Source organism: Lacrimispora amygdalina (genome assembly GCF_900205965.1).
Classification (GTDB): Bacteria; Bacillota; Clostridia; order Lachnospirales; family Lachnospiraceae; genus Lacrimispora; species Lacrimispora amygdalina_A.
The window spans coordinates 1-14,890 of the sequence record NZ_OAOF01000020.1 but is presented as its reverse complement, the minus strand read 5'-3'; the positions used below and the strand labels follow the sequence as shown (position 1 = coordinate 14,890).

The 14,890-nt window shown below is 43.1% G+C and carries 13 protein-coding genes; 1 reads left to right on the top strand and 12 read right to left on the bottom strand.

Annotated elements, in window-relative coordinates; genetic code table 11:
* Positions 1 to 71: 71 nt before the first annotated feature.
* The 12 genes from CRO04_RS20935 to lgt form a co-directional block, all read right to left on the bottom strand.
* Positions 72 to 800: a cell division protein FtsQ/DivIB gene (locus CRO04_RS20935; protein WP_097006192.1), complete on the bottom strand. Its 729-nt coding sequence runs from the start codon at positions 798 to 800 to the stop codon at positions 72 to 74.
* Complete coding sequence (murA, locus tag CRO04_RS20930; protein WP_097006191.1) at positions 797 to 2,047, bottom strand: UDP-N-acetylglucosamine 1-carboxyvinyltransferase; 1,251 nt, start codon at positions 2,045 to 2,047, stop codon at positions 797 to 799. The genes CRO04_RS20935 and murA overlap by 4 nt, the downstream gene beginning before the upstream one ends.
* A 68-nt stretch (positions 2,048 to 2,115) precedes the next feature.
* On the bottom strand, positions 2,116 to 3,267 hold the full coding sequence (locus CRO04_RS20925; protein ID WP_097006190.1) for an FtsW/RodA/SpoVE family cell cycle protein: 1,152 nt from the start codon (positions 3,265 to 3,267) through the stop codon (positions 2,116 to 2,118).
* Between the two features lie 41 nt (positions 3,268 to 3,308).
* Complete coding sequence (gene murD / locus CRO04_RS20920) at positions 3,309 to 4,655, bottom strand: UDP-N-acetylmuramoyl-L-alanine--D-glutamate ligase (protein ID WP_097006189.1); 1,347 nt, start codon at positions 4,653 to 4,655, stop codon at positions 3,309 to 3,311.
* A 12-nt stretch (positions 4,656 to 4,667) separates the two neighbouring features.
* Positions 4,668 to 5,636: a phospho-N-acetylmuramoyl-pentapeptide-transferase gene (gene mraY / locus CRO04_RS20915; RefSeq protein ID WP_097006188.1), complete on the bottom strand. Its 969-nt coding sequence runs from the start codon at positions 5,634 to 5,636 to the stop codon at positions 4,668 to 4,670.
* A gap of 75 nt (positions 5,637 to 5,711) precedes the next feature.
* Positions 5,712 to 7,472, bottom strand: a complete 1,761-nt coding sequence (locus CRO04_RS20910) for a peptidoglycan D,D-transpeptidase FtsI family protein (protein WP_097006187.1) — start codon at positions 7,470 to 7,472, stop codon at positions 5,712 to 5,714.
* 73 nt (positions 7,473 to 7,545) lie between these two features.
* The gene (locus CRO04_RS20905; RefSeq protein ID WP_097006186.1) at positions 7,546 to 9,804 is read right to left on the bottom strand and encodes a peptidoglycan D,D-transpeptidase FtsI family protein; all 2,259 of its coding nucleotides are present in this window, start codon (positions 9,802 to 9,804) and stop codon (positions 7,546 to 7,548) included.
* Complete coding sequence (locus tag CRO04_RS20900; RefSeq protein ID WP_097006185.1) at positions 9,782 to 10,261, bottom strand: cell division protein FtsL; 480 nt, start codon at positions 10,259 to 10,261, stop codon at positions 9,782 to 9,784. The genes CRO04_RS20905 and CRO04_RS20900 overlap by 23 nt, the downstream gene beginning before the upstream one ends.
* A 16-nt stretch (positions 10,262 to 10,277) precedes the next feature.
* Positions 10,278 to 11,216 carry a 16S rRNA (cytosine(1402)-N(4))-methyltransferase RsmH gene (gene rsmH / locus CRO04_RS20895; RefSeq protein WP_097006184.1) on the bottom strand — a complete coding sequence of 313 codons (939 nt, stop codon included), beginning with the start codon at positions 11,214 to 11,216 and terminating at the stop codon, positions 10,278 to 10,280.
* Positions 11,213 to 11,638: a division/cell wall cluster transcriptional repressor MraZ gene (gene mraZ / locus CRO04_RS20890; protein ID WP_097006183.1), complete on the bottom strand. Its 426-nt coding sequence runs from the start codon at positions 11,636 to 11,638 to the stop codon at positions 11,213 to 11,215. The genes rsmH and mraZ overlap by 4 nt, the downstream gene beginning before the upstream one ends.
* A 505-nt stretch (positions 11,639 to 12,143) precedes the next feature.
* A complete protein-coding gene (locus tag CRO04_RS20885; protein WP_185140375.1) occupies positions 12,144 to 12,296 on the bottom strand; it encodes a Spo0E family sporulation regulatory protein-aspartic acid phosphatase in 153 nt (50 codons plus the stop codon).
* Position 12,297: 1 nt separating this feature from the next.
* A complete protein-coding gene (gene lgt / locus CRO04_RS20880; RefSeq protein WP_097006182.1) occupies positions 12,298 to 13,176 on the bottom strand; it encodes a prolipoprotein diacylglyceryl transferase in 879 nt (292 codons plus the stop codon).
* Positions 13,177 to 13,382: 206 nt separating this feature from the next.
* Here lgt and ychF point away from each other — a divergent pair, with 206 nt between their 5' ends.
* Positions 13,383 to 14,480: a redox-regulated ATPase YchF gene (gene ychF, locus CRO04_RS20875; RefSeq protein WP_097006181.1), complete on the top strand. Its 1,098-nt coding sequence runs from the start codon at positions 13,383 to 13,385 to the stop codon at positions 14,478 to 14,480.
* The last annotated feature ends 410 nt before the right edge of the window (positions 14,481 to 14,890 follow it).

Sequence of the window (14,890 nt, the reverse complement as noted above, 5' to 3'; positions counted from 1 at the left end):
TAATATAATATTTTATTTTGTAAAAAATATCAACCATTTTTTTAACAAAATTCCATGTAAAATATGTAAATTCACTTATCTTTCATAAAACGGTAAGATGTGACAGTTTCCGCTTCGTCATATGTATCCAGATAAAGAGTGCCGGATAATCCGCCCAGAACAGGCAGCTGATCACTCAGTTCTGAGATCTTTCCGCTCATCTGGTCATTGCTTCCAAGATACACACGGATGGTTCCCATCACAAGCGTTGCATTCCCCTGGGAATCGTATTGGATCTCATCCACCGGGATCTGGTGGGTGGACAAAAGCTGGGTCAGTGTCAGAATACGGTCAAAGACTTTGGGATCCTCCACGGGAAGGGGCCGGTGCAGAGCAATATGCCCATACGAAAGCCCCGTAATCCATGGAATTCCTGTCAGTTTTTGGCTGGAACTCTCCACAATAATTCCGTCTTTATCAAAATACATATAGCTGCCCATATAGGAAACATAACCGACCACGGATTTTTCATAAACAATCACTTCAACGCTTACAGGGCTCTGGAATACGATTTTATAATCTTCCACGAAAGGAATCTGTTCGTGTTTCTGAAAGTGGTCCTTGTAAATACAGAAAATCGCATTCCGGTCCCAGCCATCCTTAAATAATAAGTCTATGATCTGATCGGATGTATATTTTTTGTTGCCGGTTACAGTAATATTTCTGATCTGAAGCGACAAAAATACCGCCGCCCCAGCCAGAAGGAATACTGCTATGATTGCAACTGTCAACTTTCTTCTGCTCTTTTTGAAATTTTTCATTCCTTACCTCTGATTACAGCTCCAACACTGCTTAAATCGCGGCAGATATCCTCATACCCCCGGTCAATGTGGTGGCAATCCAAAATCTCAGTAACACCTTCACCTGCAAGCCCTGCTACAACAAGTGCAGCTCCGCCTCTTAAATCAGGTGCAGTTACGCAATTCCCTTTTAGCGGATACAGCCCGTGTACAATCGCCCTTTTTCCTTCTATGACAATATCTGCTCCCAGCTTCTTAAGTTCTACGGCTGCACCGAACCTGCCTTCAAAAATTGTCTCCTCCACTCTTCCCCAGCCCACTCCTGATGCCATCACTGCCATCACCTGGGACTGAAGGTCCGTTGGAAATCCCGGATATGGTTCGGTTGTAACATTGACACAGTCAGGGCGTCCTTTCATGGAAACCTCCAGCTGGTTTGTATACCGTTTTAACTCTGCTCCCATTTTTTCTGCCAGTAAAAGAGCAGAAGTAAGATGATCCGGCTGGATTCCTTTTAAAAGCACATCCCCTTCGGCTGCCATAACTGCTGTTAAATAAGTACCTGCTACAATCCGGTCTCCTGACACAATAAATTCAGAATCATGTAAACCTGTAACTCCTGTCACGGCAAGTCTGGAAGTTCCAATACCATGAATTCTCGCCCCCATATTGTTTAAGAATTCACATAGCGAAATGATCTCCGGTTCTTTTGCCGCTCCATGTATCACAGTAATTCCTTTTGCGTAAACAGCCGCCATCAGAGCATTTTCCGTCGCTCCCACACTGGGAAACGGGAAATAAATATCTGCGCCCACAAGGTTTTTGGCAGAGGCGCACAGCTTCTCTTCTTTCTCCTCGATCACGGCACCAAGCGTACGGAACGCTGCCAGATGAATATCGATGGGTCTTAGTCCAATGGAACAGCCTCCCGGAAAACTGGTAACAGCGTAACCCAGCCTTCCAAGAAGGGGACCTGACAGGATAATAGAGGAACGCATGCTTTTTATATACTCTTCCGGAATCTCTGCGCAGTTGATATCAGAAGCATCAATGGTCAGCATATGTCCGTCAAGAATGTAGTTACACCCGATACGCTCAAGTATCCCCAGCATACAGAACACATCCTGTATCCTGGGGACATTGTGAATCACTGTAGTACCTTTATGGAGAACCGCCGCTGCCATAATTGGCAGAACAGCATTTTTGGAACCCTGAATTTTTATCTCACCTCTTAAGGATCGTAACCCCTGGACCTGTATGACTGACAAACCGGTACCTCCCATGGTTTCTTATATACTATCCTATGTTATAAGTGAGAGAATGGTTTCATATCCAGCTATTTTTCCAGTTTAATCTGGTTGGAAACACTTAAAACCATGCCCATCTCAACCATGAGAAACAAAACTGACGTCCCCCCGTAACTGATAAAGGGCAGGGTAATTCCTGTATTCGGTATGGTATTGGTTACTACGGCAATGTTTAAAATTACCTGAATGGCAATATGTCCCATAACCCCTACCACCAAAAGCGCGCCGAACAGATCCGGTGCATTATCTGCTATCAGCATAAAACGGTATATCATGAAGAGGAAAATAAGAATCACTGATACCGCACCAAAAAGTCCCAGTTCTTCACAGATAATGGAAAATATCATATCATTCTGTGCCTCCGGCACGAACCCCATCTTCTGTATGCTCTCACCCAGACCTCTTCCTACCAGTCCTCCGGAGCCAATGGCATACAGTCCCTGCAATACCTGATAACCACCTGTAGAAGGGAATGCCTCCGGTTCCAGCCAGACAAGAATTCTTCCCAGCTGGTAATCATGAAGTATATTTAACTTCTCAAGCACCGTGGCGATGGGACCGGCAAACGCTAGTAACCCTACGCCTGCAAAACCACAGGCAAAAAACGGCCACTTCTTTTTACATGCCACAAACAGCATGACAAATGCAATTCCAACGATGATAATACCAGAGCTTAAGTTGTTAGCAGCAACAATCCCGGCAATGGGGAGAGTGGTGACAATGATAAGCCCTGCTCCGTTTTTTGTATTGATATTTCTGCCCATCTGCACTATCATAACCGCCAGCATAACTATGAGAGCGATCTTTACAAACTCTGTTGGCTGAAACGTCAGACTTCCCACGCCCAGCCATCTTCGTTTACCATTCAGTTTCTTACCGAACAGGGAAACAGCAATCATCAGAATATAAGATAGTACATAGGCTAACACTGCGAATTTCCCATACCAATGGTAATCCATCTTCGAAATCACAATCATCACCACAAACCCGCCCAGAGCAATCTTGGCCTGCTTTATCATAAAGAAGGACGCATTGCCGAACTTCAACTGGGCAGCGTAAGAACTGGAGCTGTAAATCATAACAAGACCAAAGACAGATAGAAATATAACAGTGAACAGCAGACTGTAGTCATAAAAACGGCGCGGCCTGTTTTTTTTCACTACTGGCCTTTTTTCCGCCATACCATTCCTCCTCGCCATCCAAATTACAATGCCCGATCATACTAAAGGCTGCGGACACATTCTTTAAAAATCTCCCCACGCTCTTCATAGCACCGGAACATACCCCAGCTTGCACATGCCGGAGAAAGCAGCACATAATCTCCTCTGTTGGCATAGGAGGCACAGACACTTACGGCTTCCTGCATATCTTCCGCATACATTACATTGGTAAACCCATGCTTTGCTGCGCATTCCGCTATTTTTTCCCTGGTCTGGCCAAGAAGCACCATGTATTTCACTTTCCCGTCAAAGGATTCAATCCATTCATCATATTCGGAATTTTTATCGTATCCTCCTGCAATCAGGATTGTGGCCCCCGGCATCGCCTTCACTGCCTGGATTGCCGCATCCGGATTGGTTCCCTTTGAATCATTGTAATACTTTACTCCTGCTTTTTCAGCAACAAACTCAATTCTGTGCTCTACTGCCTGAAACTCACAGACAGCCTTTTTAATCACTTCCATGGGAACCTTTAACTCAGCCGCAATGGCAATTGCAGCCATCACATTCTCATGGTTATGGCGGCCAAGAAGCTTTAATTCATGGATATTAACAATCTCTTCCCGAATGCCGTTCTGATTGCGGATAATCATATCTCCATCCATACAGTACCCCTCTTTTAAAGAGGTTCTGCTGCTGAAATAAACAGTACGGGGTTTCACCGATTCCCCCAACTGGCGAAGCACCGGATCATCATAGTTTAAAACACAGCAATCCTGTTCCGTCTGGTTCGCGGTGATGCTTTCTTTCACTTTTATGTAGCATTCCATAGTTTTATGACGATTTAAATGATCAGGCGTGATATTTAATATCGCACTGACTTCAGGCCGGAAGTCGGTAATGGTCTCCAGCTGAAAGCTGCTGACTTCGGCTACTGTCACCGAATCCTCTGTCGTATTTAATGCTTCCTGTGTATATGGTATTCCTATGTTGCCCACAATGTAAACATGCTCGTAATACGCCTTTAAGATCGCTCCGGTTAATGCGGTAGTGGTTGTCTTTCCATTGGTTCCCGTAATGGCAGCGAGCTTTCCTTTTGCATGATGGTATGCCAGCTGTATTTCACTCCATATAGGAATATTCTCCTCCTTTAAAACCGATACAAAAGGTGCATCAAGTCCGATGCCCGGGCTGATTACACAAAAGGAGATATCCTTTAAGTCCTCTTTTTTCAATTCTCCGAGAATCACGGAGATTTTATCCTTTTCTTCAAACTTGCCTAACAGCTCATCCTCTTTTAAAGCATCATTGCTGTCATATAAAACAGCTTCATCACCAGTCTTTAATATCATCCTGGAGGCGGCGATCCCACTTTTTCCACTTCCTGCAACTAAAATTTTCTGACTCATATGGTTTCTCTCCTATAATCCAAGATATGCGAGCAGGCAAAGAACCGCAGTAACAATTGCAAATACAGCCACCACCCTGGTTTCAGACCACCCGCAAAGCTCAAAATGGTGGTGAATGGGAGCCATTTTAAAAAACCGCTTCCCGCCTGTTCGTTTAAAGTATGTTACCTGGATAATCACAGATAACACCTCAAGCAGATAGATAAACCCTATAATTGCTATAAATATCGGCATCTGCATCATAAAGGCACTGGAGGCAACAAAGCCTCCCAGCCCCAGCGAACCGGTATCTCCCATAAACACCCGGGCTGGGTAAACATTAAAGAGAAGAAACCCTAACAGGCTGCCTACTACTGCACCTGTTATGGGGCTGATGCCGGTTCTTTCTCCTATGGCTACTACCGTTAAGAATGTGGCTACCAGTATGGTGACGCTGGTACACAGGCCATCAAGACCATCGGTAAAGTTCACTCCATTGTCTGTTCCGATAACGATAAAAAATACTGCCGGTACAAATAAAAAGCCAAAATTCAAATAGATTCCGCTTTTAAATCCTCCTGTAAACGGAACCAGCATGGAGGTTCCCACATCTTTGGAATGAATTAAATAAAATGCAAAAATCCCTGTTATGATCAGCTGGCCCGCCATCTTCTGTGCAGGAGTCAGCCCTTCCGACCTCTTCATCACGATTTTAATATAATCATCAAGAAAGCCAACAATACCAAATCCCACCGTCACAAACAAAACCGGTATAATCTTTGGATAATCCTTTACGTAAAACAAAGATGTAACAATAATACTGGTTAATATAATCAGGCCTCCCATGGTAGGGGTCCCCTGTTTTTTTAAATGGCTCTCCGGTCCTTCCCTGCGGATTTCCTGGCCAAATTTTAATCTGTGGAGAAACGGTATTACTATGGGACACAGCATTGCGCTGATGGCGAAAGCTATGATGATTGCCAAAATCGTTTCGTTAATCATGTCACACCTCGATCGTTTATGTATTTGTATATCAAAAGTACACAATTAGTAGTATACGTCTTTTTGCCTGAATAATCAACCACTGATTCGAAACGCAGAAACAGTTTTTTCCTCTGTTGGCTCAATTCCCAGATAAGGAAAAATGTTCTTGAATATATCGGCAATTACTGGTGCAGCAATGGTTCCGCCATAGTAGATGCCCTGTGGTTCATCAATGGTAATAAGGGCAATTACCTGCGGATTATCAGCCGGGGCAAATCCCACAAAAGATGAAATATACTTTTTTAAGCTTCTTGGCAGCTTCTCAGAGGTGGCTGTTTTCCCTCCGATCCGGTAACCTTCAATCTTCGCTCTTTTTCCGCTTCCCTCAGAAACAACCTGTTCCAGAATATAACGCATGGTTTCACTGGTCTCCTTTGATACAATTCCTTCTTTTACCGGATAGGTAAATGTGTGTACTGCTTTTCCGTCAGAGCTGACAGCTTTCACTCCGAAATGTGGTGTGATGCGGTTTCCTCCGTTAATAAGAGAAGAAGCCGTGGTAATCAGCTGCATGGGTGTAATCTGAAACGACTGGCCAAATGATACGGTTGCCAGCTCCACCAGTCCCATATCCTCTTTCTTATGCATAATGGTAGAGGCTTCCCCGGGCAGATCAATTCCGGTCTTACCCTTTAAACCAAACTGTACAAAATATTTGTAGTAGTTATCCACTCCAAGACGCTGCCCCACATCAATGAGAACAGGATTACAGGAATTCATCATACCCTGCAAGAATGTTTCTGATCCGTGCCCTCCCACTTTATGGCATCTGATTTTTCTGTCTTCCACCACCCTAAACCCGGGGCAGGAAAACTGATCGGTGAGTTTTACAACGCCGGCCTCCAGACCTGCAGCGGCAGTTACAATCTTAAAGGTTGACCCCGGCTCATACGTATCATTGATACACGGATTTCTCCACATTTTATTTAACAGATCCTGCTTCTCTTTTTCATTTGCAGGAATGACCGTTTCACTGTTCAGTGTAAACGGATCATTCAAATTAAATTCAGGTGCATTGACCATTGCCATAATTTCCCCATTTTGGGGATTCATGATAATAATTGATACACGTTTTGCACCCTTTTTCTCCATTACCTGATAGGCCGCCTGTTCACAGTAACGCTGAATATTTACATCCAGACTGATATACAAATCCTGGCCTGCAATCGGTTCAATCCGGTCTTCTGCTGCATTTTGAATCTCAATGCCAGCTGCATCCGACATGGTTAAAATCTTACCATTTAAACCTTTTAAATACTGCTCGTACTTTACCTCCAGGCCGATAATTCCCTGGTTATCTCCTCCTGTAAAACCAAGTACTGTGGAAGCGAGGGTATCGTAAGGGTAATACCGTTTATAATCTTCATCCACCTTAACCCCTGCAAGATGATATGCGCGGATCTGGTCTCCCAAAGCCTTGTCTACATTTGTCTTAATAATTTCCCTGGAACTGTACTTTTCCACTTTCTTGCGGATATCTTCTTCCTTGAGTCCTAATTCCTTTGAAAGAACCGCAACCACTTCATCTGCCTGTTTCACCTGATTGTGGATGACCGATATGGTGCAGACAGTACGGTTTGTGGCAATGACAGTTCCTTTCGCATCGATAATATTTCCTCTTGCAGCTTTAATGGTCCTCTCCCGCTCATGAAGATCAGAAGCCATGGCGCTGTAGTGCTCCGAGCGAAAGATCATTAGAAAAATAAGCCGTCCCATCAATCCTGTCATGGCAAGAAACAACAGGAAAAACAGGAGGGCTATTTTCTCTCTGTGATGTGTTTTATTCGAATTCATAAGCTGCTCCATCGTCATCATTGTTACAGTATATGAAATCCGCTTTTTTTTATGAATCTCTTTCCGTTAAAGTTCATTCTGAAGTCTGTGTTTCCTCTGCACTCTCAGTATCTTCGGAAGTATCACCTTCATTGCCCGGAAGTGCTTCCGGCAGATCCTTACCTTCGCTGTCCTCCTGACGGTTCACATATTCTTCATCCGGATTTAAGTATTCTTCTGGTACCGGTTCTCCATTTTCCATGGTAGGAACCACCTTTTCAGGCTCTTGCGCTGATGTTTCATTTGCAGGCTCTTCACCCCCAGATGTTTCCTGGGTTTCACTGGTAATGCCTTCCTGCTGCGGAAGCGTTGCTGCATCCTCCGAAGAAAGCGTTCCTGCCTCATCTGTATCCGGAAATACATTTATATAAGGAAGAATCTCTGTCATGATTTTCTGGAAAATCTGGCTGGCGTAGGTACTGTGAGGCTGGTCCTCAACATGAGGTTCATCCACAACCACATAAACCAGAACCTGAGGATTATCCGAAGGAGCATAGCCGCAGAAGGATACTACATAATTTGTTTTATCACGGGGAATCTTCTCCGCAGTTCCAGTTTTACCGGCCACCTTATATCCGGTTATCCTGGCAGCGCCCCCTGTTCCTCCTGGTGCATTGACCGTTTTAAACAGTGCTTCATTAATAAACTTTGTGGTTGATTCAGAAACTGTCTCTCTCACCAGAACCGGGTCCACCTTTTTCATAACAGAACCCCGTTCATTTAAAATCTGCTTCACTACATGGGGCTCATAATAGGAGCCGCCGTTTATAACGGAGCTGTAAGCTGCAGCCATCTGAATCATGGTACACTTAAAGTTTTGTCCAAAGGAGTTGGTCGCCAGGTCCGTTGGTCCTGCTTTATCAGCAGTATACACCAGTGTTTTGTTATCTGCTTCTCCCGCCAGATCAATACCGGTCTTGGATCCGAATCCAAATATCTTCTGGTATTTATAGAATTTCTCTTTCCCCATCTGCTGGGCAATCCGCATCATGACCACGTTACAGGACTTCATAAGTCCTTCTTCTACGGTAATGAGTCCATGACCGTATCTGCTGACACAATTGATTTTATACCCGCCTACTTCCAGGAATTTATTACACTCATACGTCTCTTTGCCTGTAATGGCCCCTTCTTCCAACGCAGCAGAGACAGTAAATATCTTTTCTGTGGAGCCAGGTTCATAGCCGTCACTGATACAAAAGTTACGCCAGGTCTGATTCCACGCTACCTGGGTGCCTAAGGATATGATTTCGTCATCGGTATAATGCTTTGAAACCGTCTCGGGAGTCAGAGGCTCGGCATCCTTATTCTTCCTTTTATAATCATCTATAGCTTCCTTTATGCCCAGCTGTCTTAAAACATCTGCCGTATATTCGGGACGCAGCTCACGGGGATTATTCAAGTCAAAGTTCTTGTCATCAGCCATGGCAAGGACTTCCCCATTATTGGGATCCATTACAACCACGCCTACCGTCTTGCTTCCTGTCTGCTGTTCCCACTCTGCAATGTATTTTTCCACAATCTTCTGTATGTTTACATCAATGGTGGAAACAACGGTATTGCCGTTGGAAGCCGGTTTGATGACTCGTTCTAAATTGGAATCATCATTTAAGTAGCCGTATTCTCTGCCGTTAACCCCCATCAGAGTCGAATTATAAAACTGTTCAATCCCTCCGGTTCCAGCCATACCGTCTCCATTGGCAAATCCGATCATCTTACTTCCCAGAGAATTGTATGGGTATACTCTCTTGTATTCGTCTTCAAACCAGATCCCTTTTATGGATTTTCTTTCTTTTTTCAGCTCTTCTGATTTCTCTTTTTTGTATTTTTCAAATTTATCTTTATCATCGTAGGTCAGCTGTTTTGCATAGCGGATATACTGCTTATCCTTTTTTTCCTGAATGAGATTCGTGATTTCAGTCCGGTCGTATCCAAAGCATTCCGTCAGAGCATTAATGGTGGGTTCCAGAAATAAATCCGGATCACTCATAATCTGTCTGGGATCAAGGATTAAGTTATACACCTTTTCACTGGTTGCCAGATAGGTGCCGTTTCTATCCAGCACATCCCCCCTTTTAAAAGGAATAACTCTGCTGTCATATTCCTGCTGGGACAGCACAATCTGATTAAAATCTTCTTTCTTTTTTGTCATTAAGTTATACAGAACCATGACCAATGCAAACAAAGCCAGCGTAATTACCAAAACCGTAATCGCCAGCTTTTCCTGCATATAACGAGGAAATACTTTATTTCTTTTGTTCCTGATTTTATTATTGTTTCGGAATATCCTCATTCTGCCTTACATACTCACTTTCCGTTTTATCATAGTGAAGGATCTGATCCTTATTCGCATAGACCATCCCAAGTTCCTCAGTAGCAACCTTATACACATGATCAAGATCAACGGAAGTTTTAATGTTCATTTCCAGTGCATCATTTTCTGTTTTTAACTTTTCCAACTGTGCTTCCCGAGTTTCAATTCCATGAATACTGGTCGTAATAGAGGACTGCAAATGCAGGTAATTGACACACAAACAAAGGGTAATGACTGCAGCAATTGTCAGCACTATTACATACGGCAGATCCATCTGTAATGCTTTCTCACGATTCCGTCTTACCTGGTGAGGCACGGGACGGCGAATTTCATCCGGCGTAGAAACCGGCCTTCTTACCGGCATGGTTTTTCGGACAGTATTCCCCTGCACATAGGCAGAGTTCCCATAGGAATGCACAGTTCTTTTTGCAGCCACTCTTATTTCCTCCCTTTTAAATTCGTTCAAACACACGGAGTTTGGAACTCTTTGCGCGTTTGTTTTCAGATATTTCTTCTTCTGTGGGTACCACAGGCTTTCTTGTTATAACCTTCCCCATGCTTTTTCTTCCACATACGCAGACCGGAAAGCCAGGCGGGCAGATACAGGGATTTTCATTGTCTCTGAATCTTGTTTTTACAATACGGTCTTCCAGAGAATGAAATGTGATGACGGAAAGCCTTCCTCCCGGATTTAACAGACTGATCATGGTATCAAGAGAATTTTTCAATACATCCAGCTCATGGTTCAGTTCAATTCTGATAGCCTGGTAGGTCCTCTTTGACGGGTGGCCCCCAACTGCTCTTATCTTAGCAGGAATTGCTCCTTTAATGATCTCATTAAGCTCTCCCGTGGTTTCAATGGGCTTGATCTCTCTGGCTTTCACAATATGTTTTGCAATGTTCTTTGCAAATTTGTCTTCTCCGTAATCCCTTATAATCCGGTATAAATCAAATTCACTGTATTGATTTACAATATCGGCAGCAGTCTGGGGATTTCTCTGGTCCATTCTCATATCCAGAGGAGCATCCTCTTCCCGATAGGTAAACCCTCTCTCCGGTACATCCAGCTGATAAGAGGACACTCCCAGATCCAGATAAATTCCATCCACCTTTTCAATTCCCAGTTCGTTTAAAACTCCATGTATATTTTCGTAATTGCTCCTGACTATAGTTACCTTATCTTTGTATTCCTTCAGCCGCTGTGTTGCAGCAGCAATGGCATCCGAGTCCTGGTCAATCCCGATTAATCTTCCGTGCTCCCCAAGGCGTGTACAGACTTCCAAAGCATGTCCGCCTCCTCCTAAGGTACCATCCACATAAATTCCATCTGGTTTCATATTCAGGCTGTCAATGGTTTCATATAGCAGCACTGATTTGTGTTCAAACATCATATACCTAGTCCTTCCATAGCTTCCGCGATTTCTTCCATATCATCATAGGTATTGGCTGCTGTCCATGCATCCCTGCTCCAGATTTCAATCCTGCTTCCAACTCCTACTAATACTGCCTCTTTCTCAATTCCGGCATGTTCTCTTAAAACTGCCGGAAGCAGAATCCTTCCCTGCTTGTCCACTTCACAGGAACTTGCTCCTGCCAGAAAAAATCTGGAAAACTTTCTGGCATTGGTGTTTGTTAACGGCAGACTTTTTAGTTTTTCCTCCAGGGCTCTCCACTCATCATTGTCATACACAAATAAACAGCCGTCCAATCCCTTCGTCACGACGAATTCTTCTCCCAGCTGTTCTCTGAATTTGGATGGGACAATAAGACGTCCCTTCGCATCGACCGTATGATTGTATTCGCCCATGAACATACTAATCACCTGCTTGTACTTCGGCATGGGGAAATCAGACCACTTTCCCACCATTTTCTACCACTTCGTACCACTTTCCACCACTTGTACTCTAATTCTAGTACATTTACTTCAAAAAGGCAAGGATAATTTAGAATAATTTTTATTTTAATTTGGCTTATTTACTGGGGTTGCAGAGGTTTTTCCATAAAATTCCATAAACTGACAAAAAAGGTAATTGCACCAAACACTGCTGTTTTGCAGTGTTTATACAATTACCTTTTTTTAATTACAAACAATATTTATACTGATTTTTACTACTTTTTGACGTAACTTTTTTCATGACTGCCAGTGGGCATTCCACCGTCTGATAGTAACAGTATGATCTAAGAGTAACTTCGCTGCCGGAATCGAACATATTGGAGTGAATTAAAAGCTATAAGCCAAAAAAGAACAGGATATGTATCTCTACACATTCTGTTCTCCAAAAACACTCGGTTTAAAACAATTGCTTTCGTTTCATTTTTTAATACCCTGCTTCAATATATTGTTCAATTAATTTATCCAACTCCACACTTCTAAGATAAATCACTTCTCCGTCTTCGTGGTCAATGCTTTTATTTAATCTTTCCCTTGCTACTTCGATATTTTGTATTAACTCTTCTTTTGACATTATCATATCATGATTCTCCTTTGCTCTTTATTCGTATCTGTCTGTGTTTGCAGAAGAGCACAAGAGTAGATATCACTACCAAAATCAATGACAGCGCCTGAGACACCGGTATGCCAGTACTAAAAAAGATCAGCTGATCCGTACGGAGTCCTTCGATCCATACTCGTCCCAATCCATAGCCCAGCAGGTAGATCAGAAGCATCTCTCCATCGAATTTTTTTCGTTTCCGATACCAAAGCATAAATATCAGAACGCATAAATTCCAGACCGATTCATAAAGAAACGTGGGGTGTACCTGAATAAACTCCACACCGTCTTTTACAATCAAATGGTTTAACAGCTCCTTAGATATCATATTCTCATTAACAAGCGCCCTTCTGATTCTCATAGCAAACAGGCCGTCTGTATATCCGCCAAACGCCTCGCAATTAAAGAAGTTTCCCCATCTTCCTATAATTTGCCCGGTTATCAGACCTAAGCAACCAGTATCCGCCAAAGAAAAGAAGGAAAGTTTCTTCACTCTGGTGTAAACCGTAAGGGTAATGACAGCTCCAATGACGCCACCGTAGATTGCCAGCCCCCCTGCTCTGGTATTGAATATCTGAAGCAGATCATCCTTATAATTGGCCCAGTCAAAAATTACATAATAGATCCGGGCCCCCATAATAGAAAAAATGATTGCATACAGTGCAAAATCCAGATAAATATCCGGGTCCTGCCCTCTGCGCTTTGCGTCGCCTGCAGCAACCCAAAGACCTGTTAAGATTCCAATTCCAATGATAATACCGTAAAATGCAATGCGGAATCCAAATATCGAGATACTGTTTTGCAAATGGTCAATGGTAATTCCCAAATGCACAAAACTAATATCTGCCGTATTTGCCATTCGTCTTCTCCTTTCGATGTTTTCTTTATTTTACCCCGCTAAAACACAAAAATCAAACATATTCGCCCGACATATTCAACTATATTTCGACAAGGGCTTCGTTCTTTTTGTTTTTCTCTTTTATTTTTGTGGATAATATGATATTCTATATTAGTTGTAGATAAAAATCAACCATGAATATAAACAATATTAGGAAGGTATTTGATATGAAATTAGGTATTGTCGGCTTGCCGAACGTCGGAAAAAGCACTCTGTTTAATTCACTCACAAAGGCCGGGGCAGAATCTGCCAACTATCCTTTCTGTACCATTGATCCAAATGTAGGAGTTGTTCCTGTTCCGGATGTACGTTTAGGACAGCTGGCTGCATTGTATGATTCCGCCAAAATTACACCTGCTGTCATAGAATTCGTAGACATCGCAGGTCTTGTTAAAGGAGCCTCCAAGGGAGAAGGTCTGGGAAACCAGTTTCTTTCCAATATCCGCGAGGTAGATGCCATCGTCCATGTGGTACGCTGCTTTGAAGACCCCAATGTCATTCACGTAGATGGAAGCGTAGATCCGCTGCGGGATATTGAGACCATTGATCTGGAACTCATCTTTTCTGATTTAGAGATCCTGGACCGCAGAATTTCTAAAACAGCCAAAGGTGCCATGAATGATAAGTCCCTTGCAAAGGAATTAACCATTTTAAAGAAAATCAAAGCACATTTAGAAGATGGTAAACTTGCCAGAAGTATGGAAACAGACGATGAAGATGAGACCGCATTTTTGTCCACTCTTAATCTCCTTACTTATAAACCGGTTATCTTTGCTGCTAACGTCTGTGAGGACGACCTTGCCGATGATGGAGCTTCCAATGCTTATGTAGAAAAGGTCCGTTCCTTTGCAAAAGAAAATAACAGTGAAGTTTTTGTTATCTGTGCCCAGATTGAGCAGGAAATAGCGGAGCTGGAAGAAGACGAGAAAAAGATGTTTCTGGAAGACTTAGGACTTACCGAATCCGGTCTTGAGAAACTGATCGCTGCCAGTTACCACTTACTTGGTCTGATCAGTTACTTAACAGCCGGACCAACGGAAACCAGAGCATGGACCATAAAAGAAGGAACAAAAGCACCGGGGGCAGCAGGAAAGATCCACACAGATTTTGAACGTGGCTTTATCCGTGCGGAGGTCGTACATTATCAGGATCTGCTGGACTGCAAGACTTACAACGCTGCTAAGGAAAAAGGCCTGGTACGATTAGAAGGTAAAGAATATGTAGTAAAAGACGGAGATGTAATTTTATTCCGTTTCAATGTATAAATCATTTGGCCGCCGGCTTAATTGCCGGCGGTTTTCTTTCTTATTTACTATTGGGTTATTTACAATATATGCCTTTGGCTTTCACCTGTTTGCAACGGCTCTGTCTTATTTTATATAAAGCTATTAATAAGTTCCCTGAGAACGCCCTCCTCTGTATTTTGTTCAATCAGCGGTCCGTCATATTTTTATAATAAGTGAAGGTATTAATCTTGGTAAAGGTGATACAGGGCTGCAGGATATCCACAAATGCATATTCCGGATAAAGGATTGCCAAACCCACTTATGGCAGGCAATCATAACCACCGGCTTAGCCGGTGGTTTGCTCTGGCCCTATAAGGGCCTGTTACCGGCACTGGAGTCTAAAGACTCATTGAAAGGTTCGCCAGCCGCAACATCATTTACCTGCCAAG

Coding starts and splice junctions, on each gene's coding strand:
- CRO04_RS20935 (WP_097006192.1), bottom strand. CDS start 800: ATGAAAAATTTCAAAAAGAGCAGAAGAAAGTTGACAGTTGCAATCATA.
- CRO04_RS20925 (WP_097006190.1), bottom strand. CDS start 3,267: ATGGCGGAAAAAAGGCCAGTAGTGAAAAAAAACAGGCCGCGCCGTTTT.
- murD (WP_097006189.1), bottom strand. CDS start 4,655: ATGAGTCAGAAAATTTTAGTTGCAGGAAGTGGAAAAAGTGGGATCGCC.
- mraY (WP_097006188.1), bottom strand. CDS start 5,636: ATGATTAACGAAACGATTTTGGCAATCATCATAGCTTTCGCCATCAGC.
- CRO04_RS20910 (WP_097006187.1), bottom strand. CDS start 7,472: ATGAATTCGAATAAAACACATCACAGAGAGAAAATAGCCCTCCTGTTT.
- CRO04_RS20905 (WP_097006186.1), bottom strand. CDS start 9,804: ATGAGGATATTCCGAAACAATAATAAAATCAGGAACAAAAGAAATAAA.
- rsmH (WP_097006184.1), bottom strand. CDS start 11,216: ATGATGTTTGAACACAAATCAGTGCTGCTATATGAAACCATTGACAGC.
- mraZ (WP_097006183.1), bottom strand. CDS start 11,638: ATGTTCATGGGCGAATACAATCATACGGTCGATGCGAAGGGACGTCTT.
- CRO04_RS20885 (WP_185140375.1), bottom strand. CDS start 12,296: ATGATAATGTCAAAAGAAGAGTTAATACAAAATATCGAAGTAGCAAGG.
- lgt (WP_097006182.1), bottom strand. CDS start 13,176: ATGGCAAATACGGCAGATATTAGTTTTGTGCATTTGGGAATTACCATT.
- ychF (WP_097006181.1), top strand. CDS start 13,383: ATGAAATTAGGTATTGTCGGCTTGCCGAACGTCGGAAAAAGCACTCTG.